At 67.1% G+C, this 21,751-nt stretch carries 18 protein-coding genes; 7 read left to right on the top strand and 11 right to left on the bottom strand.

Translation table 11 applies throughout. The features are described from left to right. Positions 1-367 precede the first annotated feature (367 nt). Positions 368-3,424 carry an acetoacetate--CoA ligase gene (locus tag F0Q34_RS17150; RefSeq protein WP_149813471.1) on the top strand — a complete coding sequence of 1,019 codons (3,057 nt, stop codon included), beginning with the start codon at positions 368-370 and terminating at the stop codon, positions 3,422-3,424. Positions 3,425-3,536: 112 nt separating this feature from the next. Here the strand turns inward: F0Q34_RS17150 and F0Q34_RS17145 are convergent, their stop codons facing one another. Then, positions 3,537-4,397, bottom strand: a complete 861-nt coding sequence (locus tag F0Q34_RS17145; RefSeq protein WP_149813470.1) for a DUF2189 domain-containing protein — start codon at positions 4,395-4,397, stop codon at positions 3,537-3,539. Positions 4,398-4,948: 551 nt separating this feature from the next. Between F0Q34_RS17145 and F0Q34_RS17140 the strand changes: the two genes are divergently transcribed. The 6 genes from F0Q34_RS17140 (at position 4,949) to F0Q34_RS17115 (ending at position 10,777) form a co-directional block, all read left to right on the top strand. Continuing rightward, a complete protein-coding gene (locus tag F0Q34_RS17140; protein WP_241665553.1) occupies positions 4,949-6,001 on the top strand; it encodes a cytochrome c oxidase subunit II in 1,053 nt (350 codons plus the stop codon). A 93-nt stretch (positions 6,002-6,094) separates the two neighbouring features. Further along, positions 6,095-7,822, top strand: a complete 1,728-nt coding sequence (gene ctaD, locus F0Q34_RS17135; protein ID WP_241665552.1) for a cytochrome c oxidase subunit I — start codon at positions 6,095-6,097, stop codon at positions 7,820-7,822. After that, entirely contained in the window at positions 7,819-8,487 is a 669-nt protein-coding gene (locus tag F0Q34_RS17130; RefSeq protein ID WP_149813468.1) for a cytochrome c oxidase subunit 3, read from the top strand. The genes ctaD and F0Q34_RS17130 overlap by 4 nt, the downstream gene beginning before the upstream one ends. Positions 8,488-8,680: 193 nt before the next feature. Then, on the top strand, positions 8,681-9,280 hold the full coding sequence (locus F0Q34_RS17125) for a heme-copper oxidase subunit III family protein (protein WP_241665551.1): 600 nt from the start codon (positions 8,681-8,683) through the stop codon (positions 9,278-9,280). Beyond that, positions 9,277-9,621: a cytochrome C oxidase subunit IV family protein gene (locus F0Q34_RS17120; RefSeq protein ID WP_241665550.1), complete on the top strand. Its 345-nt coding sequence runs from the start codon at positions 9,277-9,279 to the stop codon at positions 9,619-9,621. Before F0Q34_RS17125 ends, F0Q34_RS17120 begins: the two co-directional genes overlap by 4 nt. Before the next feature lie 163 nt (positions 9,622-9,784). Continuing rightward, entirely contained in the window at positions 9,785-10,777 is a 993-nt protein-coding gene (locus tag F0Q34_RS17115; RefSeq protein WP_149813466.1) for a Bug family tripartite tricarboxylate transporter substrate binding protein, read from the top strand. A gap of 117 nt (positions 10,778-10,894) precedes the next feature. On the opposite strand, the gene F0Q34_RS17110 is transcribed toward F0Q34_RS17115, so the two are convergent. The 10 genes from F0Q34_RS17110 to F0Q34_RS17065 all read right to left on the bottom strand — a co-directional run bounded on the left by F0Q34_RS17110 (position 10,895) and on the right by F0Q34_RS17065 (position 21,498). Further along, a complete protein-coding gene (locus F0Q34_RS17110; RefSeq protein ID WP_149813465.1) occupies positions 10,895-11,287 on the bottom strand; it encodes a hypothetical protein in 393 nt (130 codons plus the stop codon). A 205-nt stretch (positions 11,288-11,492) separates the two neighbouring features. After that, the gene (hflX, locus tag F0Q34_RS17105) at positions 11,493-12,836 is read right to left on the bottom strand and encodes a GTPase HflX (RefSeq protein WP_149813464.1); all 1,344 of its coding nucleotides are present in this window, start codon (positions 12,834-12,836) and stop codon (positions 11,493-11,495) included. Positions 12,837-12,999: 163 nt separating this feature from the next. Next, a complete protein-coding gene (locus F0Q34_RS17100) occupies positions 13,000-13,959 on the bottom strand; it encodes an ornithine cyclodeaminase family protein (protein WP_161600927.1) in 960 nt (319 codons plus the stop codon). Positions 13,960-14,121: 162 nt separating this feature from the next. Beyond that, on the bottom strand, positions 14,122-15,108 hold the full coding sequence (locus tag F0Q34_RS17095; RefSeq protein ID WP_149813462.1) for a Bug family tripartite tricarboxylate transporter substrate binding protein: 987 nt from the start codon (positions 15,106-15,108) through the stop codon (positions 14,122-14,124). Positions 15,109-15,261: 153 nt separating this feature from the next. After that, positions 15,262-16,527 carry an NAD(P)/FAD-dependent oxidoreductase gene (locus F0Q34_RS17090; protein WP_149813461.1) on the bottom strand — a complete coding sequence of 422 codons (1,266 nt, stop codon included), beginning with the start codon at positions 16,525-16,527 and terminating at the stop codon, positions 15,262-15,264. Then, entirely contained in the window at positions 16,524-18,188 is a 1,665-nt protein-coding gene (locus F0Q34_RS17085) for a thiamine pyrophosphate-binding protein (RefSeq protein ID WP_149813460.1), read from the bottom strand. The genes F0Q34_RS17090 and F0Q34_RS17085 overlap by 4 nt, the downstream gene beginning before the upstream one ends. Continuing rightward, positions 18,185-19,405, bottom strand: a complete 1,221-nt coding sequence (locus tag F0Q34_RS17080) for a pyridoxal phosphate-dependent aminotransferase (RefSeq protein WP_149813459.1) — start codon at positions 19,403-19,405, stop codon at positions 18,185-18,187. The genes F0Q34_RS17085 and F0Q34_RS17080 overlap by 4 nt, the downstream gene beginning before the upstream one ends. 11 nt (positions 19,406-19,416) lie before the next feature. Beyond that, positions 19,417-19,767, bottom strand: coding sequence for a RidA family protein (locus F0Q34_RS17075; RefSeq protein ID WP_149813458.1), 351 nt, complete (start codon positions 19,765-19,767; stop codon positions 19,417-19,419). A 12-nt stretch (positions 19,768-19,779) separates the two neighbouring features. Further along, complete coding sequence (locus tag F0Q34_RS17070; protein WP_206668070.1) at positions 19,780-20,748, bottom strand: D-2-hydroxyacid dehydrogenase; 969 nt, start codon at positions 20,746-20,748, stop codon at positions 19,780-19,782. 36 nt (positions 20,749-20,784) lie between these two features. After that, complete coding sequence (locus tag F0Q34_RS17065; protein WP_241665549.1) at positions 20,785-21,498, bottom strand: GntR family transcriptional regulator; 714 nt, start codon at positions 21,496-21,498, stop codon at positions 20,785-20,787. Between the last annotated feature and the right edge of the window lie 253 nt (positions 21,499-21,751).

The raw sequence follows: 21,751 nt of genomic DNA, 5'->3' as shown, positions 1-21,751 counted from the left end.
TGCATAGCCCTCCCTGCTTCCTGGGAAAGTCAGGCATTTGCTGATATGCAACCCCAGCGAGAGAAGCTAACGCTCAAGCTTTCGAGATTGCCGAAAAGTTGCCAGAATTCAATTTAGCGGGCTAAAGCTCTGCAACTCTGACGGGTATCTTGAGCTCGGACTGCCTTGTTTCTCGTATCAATCAAAAAGTCGTTATATTGAAACCGTTTCATAAACGAGCGCTTGAACGGCTTCGCCTTGAGATTGATCATTAATAATACTGGTGCTCTTAAATGCGATGGCCCTCTTGCGTGCGGACGTTTTCTGAGGGCTCTTCCCCGGCCGCAGCAGGCCTCTGCCCGGCAGGGCCTGTTCAGTGAGGACTGGCATGGATCAGGTTTCAGCGGGGATCCGCCAAAAGGCTTCCGGCAAGGCATTCCCCCGCACGCCGCTCGCGGAGTTTCAAAGCTGGTGTAGCCGGCAACTGGGCCGGACCTTCCGGGACGATGATGAATTCGCGGAATTCGCCGTCGCGGAGCCGGCATTCTGGGCCCTTCTCGTCCAGTGGTCGGGCCTTCCCTTCGGTGGTGCGCTGGAACCCGCCCTGGAAGGCCATGGCGTGGAAGGCGCACGCTTCTTCCCCGAAGCCCGCCTCAACTATGCCGAATGCCTGCTGGCGGGCGGCAGGCTGCGGCATCCGGACGATCCCGCGATCATCGCCTGCGGACCGGAAGGGCGCGAGGAAACACTGAGCTGGCGCGAACTCGCGCGGCGTGTGAGCGAAAGCGCCGCCGCTCTTGAAGCGCTCGGCGTCCGCTCCGGGGACCGGGTGGCCACCGTGCTGCGCAACGACGCCTCGGCCGTCATAGCCTGCCTCGCCACGGCCGCCATCGGCGCCGCCTTCTCATCCTGCTCGCCGGAAATGGCGCCGGCCGCCATCCTCTCGCGCTTCGGCGGGTTGGAGGCGGTGCTCCTGATCGGCGATGGCATGCGGGACGGCAGGCGCCTGGCTGAACTGGCGTCCGCGATGCGTCCGCCCCTTGGCCTGCTGCTCACCGATGGCGACGCGCCCGAAGGCCTCGATCCGGCGGTTCCCACGCGGCACCTGGCATCAGTCGATGCTGCGGCGGATGGTGGCTGGGCGCGCTTTCCGTTCGACCACCCGCTCTTTGTCATGTTTTCCTCCGGAACCACGGGGGCGCCCAAGCGCATCGTGCATGGCGCCGGCGGCACAATGGTGGAGCACTTCAAGGAACACCGTCTGCACTGCTCCCTCGGGCCGGCGGACCGTTTGCTGTTCCACACCACCTGCGCCTGGATGATGTGGAACTGGCAGCTTTCGGCGCTCGCCTGCGGTACGACCCTGGTGCTCTGGGACGGCCCGGTGGAGGGGCCTGAAACGCTGTGGCACGTTGCCGCCACGCAGCGCGCCACGGTGTTCGGAACCAGCCCGCCCTATCTGCGCCTTTGCGCCGAGCGCGGCTACAGTCCCGGCCGGTCGCTCGATCTCGGCGCGCTGCGCGCGGTGCTGTCCACCGGCTCGGTGCTGCAGGACCATCAGTTCGACTGGGTCACCCAGCATGTCGGTGATCTCCCGGTGCAATCGATCTCCGGCGGCACCGACATTATCGGCTGCTTCATGCTGGGTCATCCGCACCGGCCCGTGCGGCGTGGCGAGGCGCAGTGCAGCAGCCTTGGCCTTGATGTCCGCGCATTGCCGTTTCCGGACGCAGCGCCTGGCGAGCCGGGGGAACTGGTCTGCGCCAATCCCTTTCCATCGCGTCCGGTCTGCTTTCTGGGCGACACGGACGGAACGAGGCTTCGCCAGGCCTACTTCGCGCAAAATCCCGGCTACTGGACCCATGGTGATCTTGTCACCGCCTCACCGGAAGGTGGATGGCGCCTGCATGGCCGGTCCGACGGCATCCTCAATGTCAACGGCATCCGCATCGGCCCCGCCGAGATCTATGCCGCGCTATCCGCCGTGCCGGAAGTGGTGGACGCCATGGCGGTTGAGCAGGCCCTGCCCGGCGGCCGCTCGCGCATCGCCTTGCTCGTGGTGCTGCGCGACGATGTTGCCCTGGACGACCACTTGTCGCTCCGCATCCGGCGGGAGATCGGATCGCGCACCTCCTCCGCGCATGTGCCGGCGGTGGTGGCAGGCGTCACCGACCTTCCCACCACCCATAGCGGCAAGCGCTCCGAGCGGGCGGCCGCCGACACGGTGAGCGGCCGGCCTGTGCGCAACCGGGAAGCCCTGCGCAATCCGGAGATCCTGAACGAGCTGTCGCTGCACCCCTTGCTCGACCCGGCGGCGCCGGCCCCTGCATCCATCCCCCTCCCCGCCTCCGCCAGCCGGATCGAGCGCATGACCGCGGCATGGCGGCGCGCCTTCGGCAATGCCGCGATCGGACCGGATGATGACTTCTTCCATCTGGGAGGCGACTCCCTGCTCGCCATTCCGCTGATGCTGGAGGTGGAGGCCGAGTTCGGGCGGCTGCTGCCGATGTCCGTGCTGTTCGGCGCCAGAACCGCATCGGAGCTCGCCGCGGTCCTGGATGAGGCCGGGCGCGGGCATTCCTGCTTGGCGCCCGCCGCCGCTGGCGCCGGGCGGCCCATCTTCGCCTTTCATGGCATGTCCGGGACGGTGGTGGAGCAGCGCAGCCTGATCGCGGCCATTGCCGAGGAGACGAGGCGGCCCGTGATCGCCGTGCAGGCCGCCGGGCTCGATCCCGGCACCCCGCCGCACAACACCGTCGGGGACATGGCAGAGTTCTATGCGCGGGCGCTGATCGAGGCACAGCCCGAGGGAGCCTATGCGCTTTGCGGCTATTCCTTTGGCGGGCTCGTCGCGGCCGAGGTGGCCCGGGTTCTTTCGGCAAGGGGACGCAGCGTCGAGATGCTCGCCGTCCTCGACAGCGGCTTCCATCCCGGAAACCTGACGGCTGCCGCTTGGCTGCGCTACCGCCTCGGCCGCCTCGGCCTCTACGCCTCAACCCTTTGGAAGGAGGACAATGCCGGCCGCCGCCGTTTCGTGGCCGCCGAGATGGCGAATGTGGTGAACCGGGTCCGGCTCGCCGCCGGATTGTCGCCCAGCCTTATACCGGGCAGTGCTGACGGGGCGGGTGTTCTTCCGGAGCCGCTGAACCGCGTCCGCGCCGCCTGCGAGAGGGCCTATGCGGCCTATCGTGCCGATCCCCTGCCGGCGGGCATCCCCGTCACCCTTTTCCGCGCCGAAAGGGACCCGCGCAACTACGACCCCGCTCAGGTCTGGCGCCGTCTGGTTCCCTCGATCCAGACGATCGACATGGCCGAGCGGCATCATGGCCTCATCCTCGGCGACGCGGCGAGAAGGATTGCCTTCGAGCTGGCCGTTGCGATCCGGCGCTCTGCTCGATCAGAGGCAGTCGGTGGAATGCGGATCGGGGAAAGCGCCGCGATCTAAGCCATGATGGCAAAGCCGACGGCGCCCGCATTGGCGGCCCGCCGCGCCGCGCATTGGTCCGGCCGCCTTCCGCAGCCAGTCCCGGCGCGCCGGCGGCTGGCCTCTCCTTCCCTCAATGCTCCACCAGCTTGCGATACAGGTGCCAGGTGGCATGTCCGAGCAGGGGAAGAACAATGATGAGTCCCACAAGCCCGGGAAGCGCGCCCAGCAGCAGCCCGCCCGCGACGATCATTCCCCACACGGCCATTGGGCCCGGATTGGCGAGCACGGCCTGGACGGATGTCCTGACCGCCCCGGAAAGCCCGACATCCCGCTCCAGCAGCAGGGGAAAGGAGACGACGCTGATCGTCAGCACGAGCACGGCAAAAAGGAAGCCGACGCCGATGCCGGCCACGATCATCGTCCAGCCCGCCGGGGTGGTGAATACGTCATTCGCGAAGGAGGCGATCGAGGTCGGCGGATTGGGCCCCAGCGTGGCCAGGAAGATGGCATAGGCGGCGAGGATCCATGCCACGAAGATCGCGAGCAGCACGAAGCTCAGGCCTACCAGGGCGTCGAAGCCGGGCGCATGAACCACGCTGAACACATCCTTCCAGGATGCTTCCAGCCCCTCCTCCCGCCGGCGGCTGATCTCATAAAGCCCCACGGCCGTGACCGGCCCGATCAGCGCGAAGCCGGAGATGAGCGGAAAAACCAGCGGCAGCATTCCGTAGCCGGACGCCGCCCGCGCCAGCACGAAGCCCGCCAGGGGATAGATGAGACAAAGAAAGATAACGTCCGCGCGCTTCGCACCGAGATCGCCCGCGCCCCTGGCCAGGGCATCCCGGAGATCGGCGACATTGATCCTGCGGATCACGGGCGCCGATCTGCCGAGGGCATTGCCCCGGCCATGGCGCGCCGCTTCCGCGGCTGCTGACCGGGCCGCGGCGGAGAACTGATCGACGCCCCATTCCATCGGGTTCCGGATGGACATGTCTGCTCCTCCCGAACTGTTTTGCCAAGAGGATCATGGCTGCCCTTGGAGCATGCCTGAACAGGTTCGCCCCAAGGTTCCACGCCCCGTGCGCACAGCGGATCCTACGCCATTCTGATCCGCCTTCCGAACGAAAACTGCGCGCGCCTTGCGCCGGATTCCACCAGCCTGGAGAAGGCGTTTGCCTTGACGCCCGATCGCCACGAGGAGCATGATCGTTGCAGATTGGTTTGTATCGGGTGCCTTGTGGAGGCTGCGGTTGCTGCCGCTGGCTGAGCGGGGAATGTGCCAGATGGCCTGTTCGTTCTCCGGCGAAGCGCCAACCGGACCATAAGTTCAGCGAAGGCTCAGCGGCGTTGCTTTGAAGGCGCGATCCGTGGCGGATCGATATTGGCTGATCCAGGCTGGACGCTCCATGGAGGCTTCCGCAAAGCCAAGCCGGAGCCGTCGCGAGGCTGGGCTCCGGGCATTTTGTCGGATCGGAAGCACGATCGCCAACGGTCAGCGGTGGTCGGCCGGGAGGCAGCGCGGTGAACAATGACGCACGATGGATGACAGGCATAGGCGTGGCATTGTTCGGCCTCGCCGCACTGTTCATTGCCAGTCGTGCGGCCGATGCAACCTTCATGTGGACCGGCCTGGCCTGCGCCTTCGTCAGCGTCGCCACGATCTTCAACCTGATCCGCATCTCCTTCGACGAAGCGGAAGGCAAGCCGCCTCCGTGGCCCGGCCAGGCGGTGCCCTACGCGCTGCTGGCCATCGCCTTCTGCTCCGTCCTGTTCCATGTGCTGAGCCCATGGTGGTGGGCGCCGATCGCCTCGAACTGGCATTACATCGACAGCGCGATCAACCTGACCTTCTGGATCACCGGCATCGTCTTCGTGGCGGTTATGATCTTCATGGCCTATTGCCTGTTTCGCTTCCGTCACCGGGAAGGGCATCGCGCCGAATATGAGCCGGAAAGCACGCGGCTTGAGCTGGTCCTTGCCGTCGCGACGTCGGTCGGTGTCGCGACGATGCTGGCGCCTGGGCTGATGGTCTGGAACCAGTTCATCACCTCGCCTTCGGATACGGTCGAGGTGGAGGCGGTTGGCCAGCAATGGTCCTGGAACTTCCGCCTGGCCGGACAGGATGGCCGCCTCGGCACCACCGACATCCGGGCCGTGCAGCCCGTCGGGAACCCGCTGGGCATAAGCCCGGCCGACCGGCACGGTCAGGATGACATCGTGGTGGAAGCGGAGGATCTGCATCTGCCGGTCGGCAAGCCGGTCAAGCTGCTGCTGCGCTCCATCGACGTCCTGCACAGTTTCTATGTGCCGGAGTTCCGCACCAAGATGGATCTGGTTCCTGGCATGGTCACGCAGTTCTGGTTCACCCCGACCCGAACGGGCCGCTTCCAGATCCTTTGTGCGGAGCTTTGTGGCGTTGGCCACGCGATCATGCGTGGCTGGGTCGTCATCGATGACGAACCGGCCTACCAGGCATGGCTTGGTGCGCAGCGGACATTCGCATCACGCGGCAGCCCGAACATTGCATCCAGCGAGAGCGTCGCGGCGGCCGGGCATGGCCGCACCGAGAAAGGGCCGGTTCATCCCGCGCATTGACGCGGCAGCATGCAGATCCCGGGCAGCGGGACGAGGAGGAAACCAGTGGGCGAGGCAACGGCAAAACCGCTCGACGGCAGAGGCCATGCTGAGGTGCCTGAGGACGATCTCTACCATGCCACAAGCTGGTGGACGAAATACGTCTTCTCGCAGGATGCCAAGGTCATCGCGTTGCAGTATTCGGCAACGGCACTGGCGGCCGGCTTCGTCGCCCTGGTGCTGTCCTGGCTGATGCGCCTGCAACTGGGCTTTCCGGACAGCCTCTCCATCATCGACCAGAACCAGTACTATCAGGTCATCACCATGCATGGCATGATCATGGTGGTCTACCTGCTGACGGCCCTGCTGCTGGGTGGCTTCGGCAACTACCTCATCCCACTGATGGTGGGCGCGCGGGACATGGCCTTCCCGTATCTCAACATGCTGAGCTACTGGACCTACCTGCTGGCGGTGCTGGTGCTGATGTCCAGCTTTTTTGTACCTGGCGGGCCCACCGGGGCCGGATGGACCCTCTACCCACCCCAGGCCATTCTTTCGGGCACGCCGGGACGCGATGCCGGCATCGTCCTGATGCTGGTTTCGCTGATCATCTTCATCATCGGCTTCACGATGGGCGGGTTGAACTATGTCGTCACCGTCCTGCAAGGGCGCGCGCGGGGGATGACCATGATGCGCCTGCCGCTCACGGTCTGGGGCATCTTCACCGCCAGCGTCATGGCGCTGCTGGCCTTCCCCGCCCTGTTTGTCGGGGCCGTGATGCTGTTGTTCGACCGCCTGCTGGGCACAAGCTTCTTCATGCCCGCCATCGTGGAGATGGGACAGCCGCTCGGCTACAGCGGCGGCAGCCCGATCCTGTTCCAGCACATGTTCTGGTTTTTCGGCCACCCGGAAGTCTACATCGTGGCCCTGCCGGCCTTCGGCATCGTTTCCGACCTCATCAGCACGCATGCCCGACGGAACATCTTCGGCTATCGCATGATGGTCTGGGCCATCGTGATCATCGGCTTCCTGAGCTTCGCCGTATGGGCGCACCACATGTATGTCAGCGGCATGCATCCCTATTTCGGGTTCTTCTTCGCAACGACGACCCTGATCATCGCCGTTCCCACCGCGCTCAAGGTCTATAACTGGGTCCTCACGCTGTGGCGCGGAGACATCCATCTGACCGTGCCGATGCTTTTCGCCCTCGGCTTCATCGTCACCTTCGTCAATGGTGGGCTTACTGGGCTGTTCCTCGGCAATGCCGTTCTGGATGTGCCGCTGTCCGATACGATGTTCGTTGTTGCCCATTTCCACATGGTGATGGGCGTGGCGCCGATCCTCGTGATCTTCGGGGCGATCTATCACTGGTATCCCAAGGCCACCGGCCGGATGATGCACGAGGCGATGGGGAAGTTCCATTTCTGGGTCACCTTCATCGGTTCCTACGCGATCTTCTTTCCGCTGCATTACCTCGGCCTGATGGGCGTGCCGCGGCGCTACCACGCGATGGGGGAGATGAGCGATATTCCGTTGTCCACCGGGGAACTCAACGCGCTGGTCAGCGTCGCCGCCTTCATTGTGGGCTTTGCCCAACTGGTTTTTGTGTTCAACCTCATCTGGAGCCTGCGTCATGGCGCGGCCGCCGGCGGCAATCCCTGGCGGGCCACGACGCTGGAATGGCAGACCCCCGAAACCCCACCGGGGCATGGCAACTGGGGCCGTGAACTGCCGGTCGTCTACCGCTGGGCCTATGATTACAGCGTTCCCGGCGCCATGCAGGATTTCCTGCCGCAGAACCAGCCGCCATCCGCGCAGGCCACGCGGAGCGCCGCGCCATGACCATCATCCTTCTTCTTGTGGCCACCCTCGCCACCATCGCGCTGTGGTGGCTGTCGCACCAGCGGCTGATGGAGAAGCCATGGCTGGAAACGGGGCCGGCGGAGGCATTCCGCGGGGTCACGGCCGGCGGAATGCCCGCGGAGAAGATCGCGCTTGGCGTTTTCCTGGCGGTTGTGAGCTCGCTTTTCGCGCTTTTCGCCAGCGCCTATTCCATGCGGATGCACATGGCGAGCGATTGGCGCTCCCTGCCGCTTCCATGGCTGCTATGGCCCAACACCATTGTGCTGTTCCTGAGCAGCCTGGCCATGGGCTGGGCGCAGATCGCCGTCCGGCGCGGGGATGCCGCAAGCCTGCGCAAGGCCCTGCTGGCTGGTGGCGCCAGCGCCTTTCTGTTTCTCGTCGGGCAGCTCATGGCCTGGCAGCAACTGGCGGAAGGCGGCTTCTACCTGGCTGCCAATCCGGCGAATGCCTTCTTCTACCTGCTGACCGCGCTGCACGGGCTGCACCTGCTGGGCGGCCTCGTGGCCTGGGGCAGGACGATCGTCAGGACCGGCCGCAGCACGGCCGCCAGGTGGATGACGCTGAGCGTCGATCTTTGCGCCCTGTATTGGCATTTCATGCTTCTGGTCTGGCTGGCCATTCTTGCATTGCTGCTGCACGGATGAGCTTTCGCGATGTCACTGCCCCTCGGCGATGGGTTCCGGAGGGGCTGTCGAGGGAAAGGGCTGCAGGCCGATGGAACCAAGTGTCGTGCAAGAAAGCGGGCAGGCCAGCGCGCCGTCGGGCGGTTGGCGCGGTTTCGTCGCAGACTGGTCCTCCGACCGTCGCACCTTCAGGGATGTTTCCTGGGGGAAGGCGATGATGTGGATCTTTCTGCTCAGCGACACCTTCGTCTTCAGCTGCTTCCTGATTTCCTACATGACGGTGCGGATGTCGACGGTGGTGCCATGGCCTAATCCCAGCGAGGTCTTCGCGCTGACGATTGGCGGCACCTCGGTGCCGCTCATCCTGATCGCCATCATGACCTTTGTTCTGATCAGCAGCAGCGGCACCATGGCCATGGCGGTCAACTTCGCCTATCGCCGGGACCGCGTGCGGAGCGCGTATCTGATGCTGCTCACGGCGGTGCTGGGCCTTGCCTTTGTCGGGATGCAGGCCTTCGAATGGTCCAAGCTGATCCATGAAGGGGTTCGTCCCTGGGGCAATCCCTGGGGCGCGCCGCAATTCGGCTCCACCTTCTTCATGATCACGGGCTTCCACGGCACCCATGTCAGCTTCGGCGTCATCTTCCTGTTCATTGTCGCACGAAAGGTGCTGCGGGGCGACTATGACAATGGAACGCGCGGCTTCTTCACCAGCCGCCGGGGAAACTACGAGGCGGTGGAGATCATGGGCCTCTACTGGCACTTCGTCGATCTGGTATGGGTGTTCATTTTCGCCTTCTTCTATCTTTGGTGAGAAAAACGATGGCACAGGCACATGCATCCGGAGAGCAGGGCCATTCGATCGGGCTTTATCTCGGCACCTGGATATTGCTGTTCGTCCTCAGCGCCTGCTCCTATGTCGTCGACTATGTCCATCTTCAGGGCATTCTGAGATGGTCGCTGATCCTGCTGTTCATGGTCCTGAAGGCGGGCCTGATCATGGCCGTCTTCATGCACATGGCCTGGGAACATCTGGCACTGGTCTGCGCGATCGTGATCCCGCCGCTCATGGTCCTGGTTTTTGTGGGGATCATGGCGATCGAATCCGACTACACCCTTCTCATGCGGCAGGTTTCCTTCGCGGGCGGCGGATGATCCGCTGCCTTCGCGCCAGGGCCATGGCAGGAGAAGCGGTCTGAAGCCAGGAGCACGATCAGGCTCCGGACTTCAGGGCGCGAGAGGATAGGACAGGCCGGCTGACTTGATCGCCCTTCCCGGCCGATAGCATACCGCCCCCGAAGATCCTCGGAGAATGCTCATGTTCCCTTACCCAGACCGCCGCCGTTTCCTTGGCGCTGGCCTTTCCCTCGCGGGGGCTGCCATGGCCGGCCGTGCCCCGCTCGCCGCGGAGAACTGGCCGAGCCGCCCGGTGCGCCTGCTGATCCCCTTCCCTCCCGGTCAGGCGACGGACACCATCCTGCGCTATCTCGCCGAGGAGCTTTCCAAACAGTGGCCGCAGCGGGTGGTGGTGGAGAACCGCGCGGGCGGCGCGGGCGTCGTCGGGATGGAAGCGGGGGCGCGGTCCGCGCCCGATGGCTATACCCTGATCGCCTCCACCAGCGGCACCAACGGAATCCATCCGAGCATCATCCCGAACCTGCCCTATGATGCGGTGCGTGATTTCACCTATGTCACCACGGTCTTCACCGTGCCGCTGATGATCGTGGTTCACCCGTCCTTCGCGCCCAGCACCCTGCCGGAATTGCTGGCGGCGGCGAAGGCGGATCCAGGAGGCATCCATTACGGCAGCGGCGGTCCGGGCACCTCTCAGCACCTGGCGGCAGAAATGTTCGCGTCCCGCGCCGGCATCAAACTGGCGCATGTGCCCTACAGGGGCTCGGGCCCGGCCGTGGCCGACCTGATCGCCGGTAACATCCCCATGATGTTCGACAGTGTCGCAAGCGCGCTGCCGCACATCCAGGGCGGGCGGATCAAGCCGATCGCCGTCACCTCGGCCGCGCGCGCGCCGCAATTGCCGGAGGTGCCGGCCATCGCCGAAACGCTGCCCGGCTATGAGGCCATCGGCTGGGGAGGCCTTTGCGTTCCCGCGGCGACGCCGCGCGCGGTGGTGGAGCGGGTGAATGCCGATGTCACCGCCCTGCTGCGGGACCCGCGGATCGCGGCACGCGTGCTGGAACTCGGTGGTGCCGCTGCGCCACAAACGATCGAGGAAGCCAACAGCTTCGTCGCGAGCGAGATCCGCAAATGGGGCGACGTCGCGCGGGCGGCCGGGGTCAGCCTGGAAGGCTGAACAGGGCCGCATGAAGCCGGCGGCGGCGCCGCCGGCATGTCAAGGCGTCCCGTGAAAGGGGATCATGCCCGGCGGTTGTGAAAGCGTAACTTGGCAGGCCCGGCGAGAGGGCCGTTGTCAGGCTTCGGGGCCATACGCGGCCAGGTCGGGGGTCATGGCCTCGATGACGAAATCCACAAAGGCCGCCGGCGCATCAAGGAAGAACTCCTTGTCCGAATAGCGGCCTATGGATGCCTCCATGCCGCGCGCCCGCAGCCAGTCCGCGATTTCCTCCAGCGCCGCTTCCGGGGTTTCGCTCAGGAACGACACTTGGGAGCGCAGTTTGTCGGCATCGCGGTGGATCGTATCGCTGCGGCTGAATTGCAGATCGACATTGGCTCCGGGCTGCCGCAGCCAAATGGCCCGTTCGGTCCGGCGCAGTTCCACGAAGCCCAGCTTGACCTTGAACATCTCGACGCAGGTTTCGAAATGCCGCAGGTCGAGGCGGTTGGCGACGTGGTTGAACTGCATCCTGCCACCCCTGGTGCTGTTGTTGATCCATGCTGCTCCAGCACGGAACGGACCACAAGAAGACTTCCCTGTTACCCCTGCCAGGCGCGGCTTCATTGTTCCGGCTGCTCGATGTTCGCCCGGCGCACGCCCTGCGCCTCAGCCCTCCTGGCCTGGCCACGGACGGGCCAGAGACCTTCAGCCGGCCCGGCGGAAAATCTTGGGATCAGGAGGCGGCCAGGCTCCGCCGCAGCCGCGCCAGCGCGCCGGGCAGGCCGCGAACCTTCAACACCCGGCCGGCTTCGTCATAGCTTTCGGACAGGACCCGCACGCTTTCATAAACTTCGCCGATCAGCCCCTGATTGGCATAGGGCAGCACCAGCTCATCCTCCACCATGGCCGCCTCGAAGAAGGCGATGATGGTGTCCCGCAATGCGCTGACATCTTCCGGCCTGTGGGCGGAAAGCAGGATCGCATCCGGGTGCTTCTCGATCAGGGCGGCACGCCCGGCGGCGTCCACGCGGTCCATCTTGTTCAGCACCAGCCGGGACGGCACGCCCTCCGCGCCGATCTCGCGCAGCACGCTGCGGGTGACCTCAAGCTGCGCCTCATAGGTGGGGTCCGAGGCATCGACCACGAAGAGCAGCAGCGAAGCCTCCAGGGCCTCGGTCAGGGTGGAGCGGAACGAGGCGACAAGGTCATGCGGCAATTGCTTGATGAAGCCCACCGTGTCGGAAACGAGCACGCGCGGCCGGGTTTCCGGCTGCAGGACCCGGATGGTGGTGTCCAGGGTGGCGAACAGCTTGTCCTCCACCAGCACCTCGCTGCCGGTCAGCGCCCGCATCAGGGAGGATTTGCCCGCATTGGTATAGCCAACCAGTGCCACGCGCAGCTGGTCGCGCCGGGCGGAGCGGCGATGATCGCTGTCACGCTGCACCGCTTCCAGCTGGTCCTTCAGTTCCGCGAGCCGGTCCCGGATCTTGCGGCGGTCGAGGTCGAGGGTGCTTTCGCCCGCGCCCGGACCCTGCCGGCGCTCGCCGCCGCCCGCGGACTCCCGCAGGCGGGGCGCGACATATTTCAGACGCGCCATCTCCACCTGCAGCTTCGCCTCGCGCGTATTGGCATGGCGGTGGAAGATCTCGACGATGACGCCGGTGCGGTCCAGCACCTGCGCGCCCGTGGCGCGCTCCAGGTTGCGGATCTGGCTGGGCGAGAGTTCATGGTCGACAATAACGAATTCCGGCCTGCGATCGGCTTCCGGCTCCGGCCCGGCCGCCTCGGCCGCGCCTTCGAACCGGCGCCGCGCCTTGGATTTCGGGGCCGTGGCCACCGATGCGACCACGCCGCTGCCGCCGGTCAGCGCCGCCAGTTCCGCCAGCTTGCCGCTGCCCAGCAAGGCTCCGGCGCCGGTGCCCTCGCGGCGCTGGGACACCGTGCCGGCCACCTCGTAGCCCAGCGTTTTCACCAGGCGCCCCAGCTCCTCAAGGCTGGCCTGGTGCGCGACGTCATCGACCTCCGGTGTCTGGATGCCAACAAGGATCGCGCGGGGGATAGGGGGCTTGGTCTCCATGGGCGCTTCAGTAGCACGGATCGGGCCGCATCCTGGAAGTCCCGGAAGGATGCGTGCGATGGTCGTCCCGGTGCCGGAGCCAGTGGGGGACGCCCACCTCGAAGGTCAGGCATGCGCGTTTGGCCCGCGGCGCCGGATCAGGCGGGCTCCAGCCTCGCGGGCATCAGAGCGGCAGGCGGCGCCCCAGGCCGCGCGCCTGGGCCGCGCGGTAAACGGCAATCGCCGCCGCCGCATCCGCCAGCCCGGTTCCGGAGAAGATCAGCGCCAGGCGCTGCGATGCATGGCTGCGGCCACAACTGCCGCTCACCACCTGCGCGAGGCTGCCCTGATAGGTCGTCAGCACATCGCCCGTCTCGGCATGGCCTTCGGATTGCGCCACATCATCCGAAAAGCGGGCCTCGAAGGCGCCCATTGTCGCGCCATCCCAGGCCACGCCGGAATCGACCATGGCGGCGAACCCACCTGGTGCCATCCAGCCGGCATCCAGGAAATGCGTGCGGGCAGCCAGGCGCGGCACCGTGCTGACAACGATATCCGCCTCCCGCAGCGCCGCGCGGGGATCGGTGCTGGTTTCGGCCTCCAGCCCCCTGGCGCGGACGAACTCGGCGAAGGCGGCCGTTGTTTCGGGGCGGTTGCCATGGAGGATGGCGCGGCGCAGCGGCCGCACGGCCTGCAGGGCCTCCAGGTTGGAGCGCGCCTGCGTGCCGCAGCCGATAAAGGCAACAGTGGCGCTCTCCGGCCGCGAGAGATGCCTGGCGCCCACCGCGCTGATCGCCGCCGTGCGGACAGCGGTGATCCAGTCGCCATTGATGACGGCGACAGGAAAGCCGGTTTCCGTCTCGTTCAGCAGGATCAGCGGGCGGAACTCGGCCTGGCCGAGCGCGGCGTTGCGGGGGAAGTAGCCATACCACTTCACGGCGCCAAAACCCTCGGCATTGACCACGCCACCCTTGGCGCGAAAGCTGGATGGCCCGCCGGCGGGGATGGACAGCGCCGGCCGTGTGGAGGCCTGGCTGGCGGAAACGGCCATGAAGGCCGCTTCAACAGCATCATTGATGCTCGCCGGCGACAATTCGCAGGCGGCGACGTCGGCGGCCGATAACCACAGAACTTCGTCTTGCACTGCCAAACATCCTTTGATGCGTCATCAACACCGGATCGTAGGCCAACCCAGGCGCCGCGGGGACGGTCCTGGCGGGGAAATTCCGGGAAAGCCGGAAGGCCTGCCAGCCGGCCGTGCGGCGGGAGGAGGCAGTGCCTCCCCCCTTTCGGCGAACGGCCCCCGTCAGTCCACCGTCGCGCCGGACTGCTTCACCACGGTTGCCCAGTTGGCCAGATCCTGTTCATGGATCTTGCGAAAGGCCTCCGGGCTCGGATCAGCCGGCGGGGAGATGCCCTGGGAGGTCACCAGCCATTCCTGGAAGCCGGGCTCGCTGATGATGCGGGTGACTTCCTCGCTCAGCCGCGCCTGGATGGAGGCCGGCAGGCCGGGCGGGGCGATGAGCCCGTACCAGGTGCTGGTGACGAAGCCGGGCAGGCCGCAGGCCTCGGACGCCGTGGGCACGTCCGGAAGCGGCGGCAGGCGTTTCGCGGTGGAAACCCCCAGCGCCCGCGCCTGGCCCTGCTGCACCGCCGCGATGGACGGGCCGCTCTGGTTGAAGAAGAACGTGACCTCGCCGGCGAGCAGCGCCGTCATCGCCGGCCCCTGGCCGCGATAGGGAACATGCATCACATCGATGCCCGCGGCCTGGGTGAGCTGCACCGCCGCCAGGTGGGACGAGGCGCCATTGCCGGTGGAGCTGTAGTTCAACTGCCCCGGTCGCGCCCGCGCCGCCGCCAGCAGGTCCTGGCAGGTGCGGAGCTCGGGGTTCTTCTGCGGGTTCACCAGCAGCACGTTGGGCACGTCACCCAACAAGGCGATGTGGGTGACGTCGCGGAAGGCGTCGAAGGGCAGGTTGCGGTACAGCGCCGCGTTGATGGCATGCGTGCCGGCGGTGGCCAGCAGCAGCGTGTAGCCATCCGGCCGCGCCTTGGCCACCTGCTCGGACGCGATGTTGCCGCCGGCGCCGGTGCGGGGCTCCACCACCACAGGCACCTTCAGCGCCTGGCTGAGCGGCTCGGCCAGCTTGCGGGCATAAATGTCCGTGCCCGCGCCGCTGGGGAAACCCCCCATGATGGTGATGGGGCGGGAAGGCCAGGACGCCTCCTGCGCCTGGGCGGCGGGAACGGCTGGCAGCAGCAGGGCCAGCATCGGTAGGGTTAAACGAAGCATGCGGTACCGTTTCCTTGTTCGCGGAACAGGTGGGGTCGTGTGATGTCTGGCGTCGTTGCGCCTCTAGGCTTGGGGCGGCGGACGATCATTGTCCTCCACCGGCCAATGGGGATTCGGGCGGCTGTTGCCGCCCCGTCGCCTGGTGCGTCGCGATTACCGGAAGCGTCGCGCCGAAAAGGCCTCCAGTGCGATTTCAGGCTTCTGGCCGGAAAGCAGCTGCGCCACCAAGCGCCCGGTGCGCGCGCCGGCCACCAGCCCGACATGGCCGTGGCCGAAGGCATGCACCACATCCGGCGTGGCGCTGGCGGGGCCGAGGCAAGGCAAGCCATCCGGCGTGCTGGGCCGGTGGCCCATCCAGACGCTGACGCGCTCCAGCGGCAGGTCGGCCGGCAAGGCGGGAAAGCTTTTCCGCAGATGGTCGCGCAGGATCTCGGCGCGCTTCCAGTTGGGCGCGGCCTCGAGGCCCGCGATCTCCACCTGCCCCGCCGCGCGCAGCCCATCGCGCATCGGGTTCACCACCATCTTGGCGAGGGAGAGGCTCATCGAGCGGTTGGGGCCGACATTGGTGCCACGGATCATGACGTGGTAGCCGCGCTCGCTTTCCAGCGGCACGTGGTCCCCGGCCTGGGCGGCCAGGGGCGCGGAACGGGCGCCGCAGCAGATCACCGCCGCGTCGCAGTCCAGCGCGGAGCCATCGGCCAGGGCCACCCCGCGCAGCCTTCCGCCCTCGATGCGCAGCCCTCGGGCGGCGACCGGGCGCAGCACGGCGCCCTGTTGCACCGCATGGGCCGCCAGCGCCGCCACATAGGCGCCGGGCGAAAGGCAGCGCCCCGCCTCCTCCACCAGCACCGCGAAGGTATAGGCGGGGTCCAGCTCCGGTTCCGCCGCGCGCAGCGCCGGGCCTTCCAGTTCGGTCCAGATGATGCCGACCTGTTGGCGGATGCGCCAGCCCATGGCCTCAGCCTCGAACTCGGCGCGGGAGGTGAAGGCATGCATCACCCCGCGCTGCTCGATCAGTTCCGGCACGCCGGCCTCGCGCGCCAGCGCGGCATGCAGCACGGCGGAGTCCTTGAGCAGCGGCCGCAGGGACTGGGCGATGCGCAGCAGCTTGGCTTCGCTGGAACCGGCTGCGATGTAGCGCAGCAGCCAGGGAAGCGCGGCCGGCAGGCGGCTCCAGCGCACCGCCAGCGGGCCGAGCGGATCGCTCAGCCAGCCGGGAATCTTGCGCCACAGCCCCGGACCGCTGGGCGGCAGCACGGAATGGGAGGAGAGCCAGCCCGCATTGCCGAAGCTCGCCGCCTGCTCTCCCCCGGGCTTGCCGGGGTCGAGCAGGGTGACGCGGTGGCCGGCGCGCAGCAGCTCCACCGCACTCGCGGCGCCTTCGATGCCGGCGCCGATCACCGCGACATGGCGTGTCACAGGGGCTGGCCTTCCGGCATGTCGCGGCCGACGGAGCGGGCGCGCGGGTCAAGGAAGCAGTGCAGGATGGCGGGCTTGCCGGAAGCCAGCGCCCGCTCGAAGGCGGGGGCGAATTCCTCCGTGCGGCGCACCGTCTCGCCATGGCCGCCGAAGGCGCGGGCATAGGCCGCGAAATCGGGGTTGGTCAGGCGCGTGGCGGAGATCCGGCCGGGATAGTCACGCTCCTGGTGCATCCGGATGGTGCCGTACATGCCGTTATCGATGACGACGATGATGGCGGGGATGCCATGCTGCACGGCGGTCGCGAATTCCTGCCCGTTCATCAGGAAGTCGCCGTCGCCGGCAATGGCGATGGCTGTGCTGCCGGGCTTGTGCCGCGCGGCCATCACCGCCGCCGGCACGCCATAGCCCATGGAGCCGGAAGTGGGCGCGAGCTGCGTGCCGAGCTGCCTGAAGCGCCAGTGCCGGTGCATCCAGCCGGCGAAATTGCCGGCGCCGTTGCAGAGCAGCGTATCCGCCGGCAGGCGCTCGTTCAGCCAGCGCAGCACCTCGCCATACTGGAAGTCGCCCGGCAGGGTGCGGGCTTGGCCGGAGAAGTCCAGGTAGGAGGCATGCGCCGCAGCCGTCGCTTCGGCCCAGGAGGGCGTGGCATCGGGGGAGAGCGCGGCCAGGGCTGGCGCGAAGCTGCGCGGCGCCGCCTGGATGGCCAGCACCGGCGCATAAACGCGCCCCAGTTCCTCGGCGCCGGGATGCACGTGGATGAGCTTCTGCCGGGGCACCGGGATGTCCAGCAGCTCATAGGAGTTGGAAGGCATCTCGGACATGCGGCCGCCGACCAGCAGCAGCAGGTCCGCCTCCCGCACCATGGCGGAGAGATGCGGGTTGGGGCCGATGCCGAGGTCGCCCGCGTAGCAGGGATGGTCCCAGCGGAAACGGTCGGCGCGGCGGAAGGAGGTGCAGACGGGCAGCGACCAGCGTTCGGCGAATCCCGCCATGGCGTCCACCGCCGCCTCGTCCCAGCCCGAGCCGCCGAGGATGACCAGCGGCTTGCGCGCGGCGCGCAGATGCTCGCCCAGTGCTTCGATATCCGCGGCGGCCGGGGCGGCGACGGCGGGCTCGACGCGCGGCGCATCGGCCACGCTGGCCATCTCGACCAGCATGTCCTCCGGCAAGGCGATGACCACGGGGCCGGGGCGGCCCTGCATGGCCACGCGGAATGCGCGGGAGACCATCTCGGGGATGCGGTCCGCCGTGTCGATCTCGGTGGCCCACTTGCACATGGTGCCGAAGACGGCGCGGTAGTCGAGCTCCTGGAAGGCCTCGCGCTCGCGCATCTCGCGCGCCACCTGGCCGACGAACAGGATCATCGGCGTCGAATCCTGCATCGCCACATGCACGCCGCAGGAGGCGTTGGTGGCGCCAGGCCCGCGCGTGACGAAGCAAATGCCGGGGCGGCCGGTCATCTTGCCATAGGCTTCGGCCATCATTGCGGCGCCGCCTTCCTGGCGGCAGGTGATGACGTCGATCGCGGCGTCATGCAGCGCGTCGAGCACGGCCAGGTAGCTTTCGCCCGGCACGCAGGTCACGCGCTCCACGCCCTGCGCCAAAAGCTGTGCGACGAGGATCTGCCCGCCCGTGCGGGGCGCCTCCGCGCCGCTCACGACAGCGCCTCCACCGCGCGGGCGATGCGCGTCATCGCCGTCCGCAGCTCCGCCTCCGCCGTGGCGTAGGAGATGCGGAAATACGGCGCGAGGCCGAAGATGGAGCCGGGAACCACAGCCACGTCATGCTCCTCCAGAAGGTAGCGGCAGAAATCGGCGTCGGTTTGCAGCACCTCGCCGGAAGGGGTCTTGCGCCCGATCACCCCGACGCAGCCCGCGAAGGCGTAGAAGGCGCCCTCGGGCTTGCGGCAGGAAAGGCCGGGGATGGCGTTCAGCGCCTGCACCACGAGGTCCCGCCGCTTCTCGAAGGAGGCGCGGCGTTCCTTCAGCAGCTCCTGCGGGCCGTTCAGCGCCTCGATGGCGGCAGCCTGGGAGATGGAGGAAGGATTGGTGGTGCTCTGGCTCTGCACCACCGCCATGGCGGCGATCAGTGCCCGCGGCCCGGCGCCATAGCCGACGCGCCAGCCCGTCATGGCATAGCTCTTGGAGACGCCGTTGACGATCAGCGTGCGCTCCCGCAGCGCCGGCTCCACGCTCACCGGGCTGGTGCAGGTGAAGTTGCCGTAGCAGAGATGCTCGTAGATCTCGTCTGACATCAGCCAGACCTGCGGGTGGCGCAGCAGCACGTCGCAGAGGGGGCGCAGGTCGGCCGGGGTATAGGCCGAGCCGGTGGGGTTGCTGGGCGAGTTCAGCATCAGCCAGCGGGTACGCGGCGTGATGGCGGCCTCCAGGTCGGCCGCATCCAGGCGGAAGCCGTTCTCCTCCCGCCCCACCACCGGCACGGGCACGCCGCCGGCGATGATCACCATGTCCGCATAGGAGGTCCAGAAGGGCGCGGCGATGACCACCTCGTCCCCCTCGTCCAGCGTCGCCATCAGCGCGTTGTGGATCACCTGCTTGGCGCCGGCGCCGACGGTGATCTCGGCCGGCTCATAGGCGAGGCCATTCTCGCGCTGCAGCTTGCCGCAGACCGCCGCCTTCATCTCCGGCGTGCCGTCCAGCGTGGTGTATTTCGTCTGCCCCGCGCGGATGGCGGCAACGGCGGCGTCCTTCACATGGTCCGGCGTGTCGAAGTCGGGCTCGCCGGCGCCCAGGACAATGACGGGCCGCCCCTCCCGCTTCAACTGCGCGGCACGCGCGCCGATCTTCAGGATCTCCGACACGCCGATATTGGCGATGCGCCGGGCCGGGCGGAACTGAGGGGTGGCCACGTCCATTCTCCGTCTCCTCAGCGCGCCGCGATCGCCATGATCTCGACGCGGATGTCCGGCAGGGCCAGCGTCACCGCGCCGCAGCAGCGCGCGGGGGTGTGGCCGGGCACCAGCCAAGCGTCATAGACCTCGTTCATCGCGGCGAAATCGGCCATGTCGGCCAGCCAGATCGTCACGTTCAGCAGCTTCGACTTGTCGGTGCCGGCGGCGGCCAGCATCTCGTCGATCTTGGCCAGCACCTGCCGCGTCTGGCCGGCCGCATCGGCCGAGCGGTCATCGGCGGTGTGGCCCGCCAGATAGACGGTGTCGCCATGGATCACGGCGCGGGAGCGGCGGTGGTTCTGGTCGAGCCGGGTGATCTCGCTCATGGGTCCTGTTCCTCAGACGATCTGGTTGTGCAGCCGGTCCTCGCCGCGCTGCAGCCGGTCGAGGTTCTCCACGAGGATGTCGAGCACATTGTCCTCGTAGCGCTGCGTTTCGCCGGCGCTGTGCGGGGTGATGAAGACATTGGGCAGGTCCCAGAGCGGCGAGGATTCCGGCAGCGGCTCCTCCACCACCACATCCAGCGCGGCGCCGGCGATGCGGCCCTCGCGCAGCGCCGCGATCAGCGCCGCCTCGTCCACCACCTTGCCGCGGGCCACATTGACCAGGCGCGCGGTGGGCTTCATCGCCGCCAGGGCCTCGGCGCCGATCAGGCCCGTGGTCTCCGGCGTGAGCGGGCAGGTGAGCGCCACGATATCAGCGCGCGGCAGCCACTCCTTCAGGGAGGCGATGGAATGCACCTCGTCCGCGCCATCGGCGCCGGCCGCCGGGTCCCGCCGAAGCCCCACCACATGCATGCCGAAGGCCTTGGCGAGACGCGCCAGGCGGCCACCGATGCGGCCAAGGCCCACCACCAGCAGGGTCTTGCCACCCAGCTCATCTTCGCGGCGGGCGATCTCGCCGATCATGCCGCGCCAATGGTGCTTCGCCTGGTTGTCGCGCGCCTGCGGCAGCAGGCGGGCCATGGCCAGGATCAGGGACATGGCGTGCTCGGACACCGCATTGGCGTTGACGCCCTGGGCGCTGGCCAGCCGCACGCCACGCGCGCGGAAAGCGGCCTGGTCATACTGGTCCACGCCGGCGCTGACGGATTGCACGAAGCGCAGCTTCGGCGCCTTCTCCAGCAGGGCATTGTCCCACAGCCCCGAGACGACCACCACATCCGCCTCGGAGGCGCGCGCCGCCAGCTCCTCGCGCGAGCCGACCTGGAAGGCGCGGATACCGGTGCCGCGCACCGCGAAGCGGTCATGCAGGCGGTAGGCGGGATGGGCGAAGAGGATGGTCAGGTCCTTGGAGTCTGGAAGCAAGGCTCTTCTCCGGAGACAGGGGTTTCAGGTACGGGCTCAGGCAGCGCCGTCCAGCACATGGGCGGCCAGCGCATTGCCGGTATAGATCTCGCCATAGCCGATGCGGATGACCTCGGTGATCTGGTCCAGGCGACGGCTGATGTGCTGGCGTATCAGCGTGCCGGCCATGGCGGCATCCCGCTGGCGCAGGTGCCGGACGATGGCCAGGTGCTCGTTCTGCGTGCCCGCGCGGCGGTCCTTCATGTCGATCCATCGCACGAAGCGGATCCGCTCGTTGGTGGCGCAGACGGCACGGACGAATTCGTCGTTGCCGGACAAGCCGGCGAGGCGCTCATGGAACTGCTCGTCCAGTTCCAGGAGGCGCAGGGCCTGGGCATCCTCGTCCGGCGCATCTCGGCTCGCGAGGGCGAAGGCTTCCAGCCCGTCCAGCTCGGCATCCGTGGCACGCTCGCAGGCAAGCTGCACGCCGCCCACTTCGATGGCCGCGCGGAACTCGTAAAGCGCGAGAACCTCGGCTGGGTCCAACGCCCGGACGTGGTAGCCCTTGTTCATGGTCGGCACCAGAAAGCCTTCCGAGGCGAGGCGGTTCAGCGCCTCCCGCAGCGGCGTGCGGCTGACACCTAGCTGACGCGCCAACTCCACCTCGTTCACCCGCCCGCCTGGCGAAAGGCGGTAGGTGCAGGCCATCGCCTTGACACGATCATAGATGCGGTCAGCGGCGCGAATGGAAGCCGGAAGGTTCATGGACATAGCTTTAACATGGCTACAGAATAACTGTATACACTATTGCCGTCAATTTTGTCCGCATCGTTGCGGTGCTGAAGCGTGAAGCTCTGATCCAGCTACATCCGAAGGTTTCACACACGTCATGGGACGAACTTGCGCGGGTGCTTCGTCATGGTAGAAGAAAACCTGGGATTGAAACAATTTCCTGATCTTCTCCTTTCTTGCCTTCCAGGGAGGAGAACAAGGAAACGCGGATTGGCCGGAAGCCAGGAAGACC

It is taken from the genome of Teichococcus oryzae, assembly GCF_008386565.1.
GTDB lineage: Bacteria > Pseudomonadota > Alphaproteobacteria > Acetobacterales > Acetobacteraceae > Pseudoroseomonas > Pseudoroseomonas oryzae.
The sequence above is the reverse complement of the archived record's forward strand: the minus strand, read 5'-3'. Positions and strand labels throughout refer to the sequence as shown.

Bases quoted from the DNA above. Each gene is read 5' to 3' on its own strand.
- F0Q34_RS17065 (WP_241665549.1), bottom strand. From the start codon at position 21,498: ATGTCCATGAACCTTCCGGCTTCCATTCGCGCCGCTGACCGCATCTAT.
- F0Q34_RS17075 (WP_149813458.1), bottom strand. From the start codon at position 19,767: ATGAGCGAGATCACCCGGCTCGACCAGAACCACCGCCGCTCCCGCGCC.
- F0Q34_RS17115 (WP_149813466.1), top strand. From the start codon at position 9,785: ATGTTCCCTTACCCAGACCGCCGCCGTTTCCTTGGCGCTGGCCTTTCC.
- F0Q34_RS17140 (WP_241665553.1), top strand. From the start codon at position 4,949: ATGACAGGCATAGGCGTGGCATTGTTCGGCCTCGCCGCACTGTTCATT.
- F0Q34_RS17080 (WP_149813459.1), bottom strand. From the start codon at position 19,405: ATGGACGTGGCCACCCCTCAGTTCCGCCCGGCCCGGCGCATCGCCAAT.
- hflX (WP_149813464.1), bottom strand. From the start codon at position 12,836: ATGGAGACCAAGCCCCCTATCCCCCGCGCGATCCTTGTTGGCATCCAG.
- F0Q34_RS17145 (WP_149813470.1), bottom strand. From the start codon at position 4,397: ATGTCCATCCGGAACCCGATGGAATGGGGCGTCGATCAGTTCTCCGCC.
- F0Q34_RS17125 (WP_241665551.1), top strand. From the start codon at position 8,681: ATGATGTGGATCTTTCTGCTCAGCGACACCTTCGTCTTCAGCTGCTTC.
- F0Q34_RS17130 (WP_149813468.1), top strand. From the start codon at position 7,819: ATGACCATCATCCTTCTTCTTGTGGCCACCCTCGCCACCATCGCGCTG.
- F0Q34_RS17150 (WP_149813471.1), top strand. From the start codon at position 368: ATGGATCAGGTTTCAGCGGGGATCCGCCAAAAGGCTTCCGGCAAGGCA.
- F0Q34_RS17095 (WP_149813462.1), bottom strand. From the start codon at position 15,108: ATGCTTCGTTTAACCCTACCGATGCTGGCCCTGCTGCTGCCAGCCGTT.
- F0Q34_RS17110 (WP_149813465.1), bottom strand. From the start codon at position 11,287: ATGCAGTTCAACCACGTCGCCAACCGCCTCGACCTGCGGCATTTCGAA.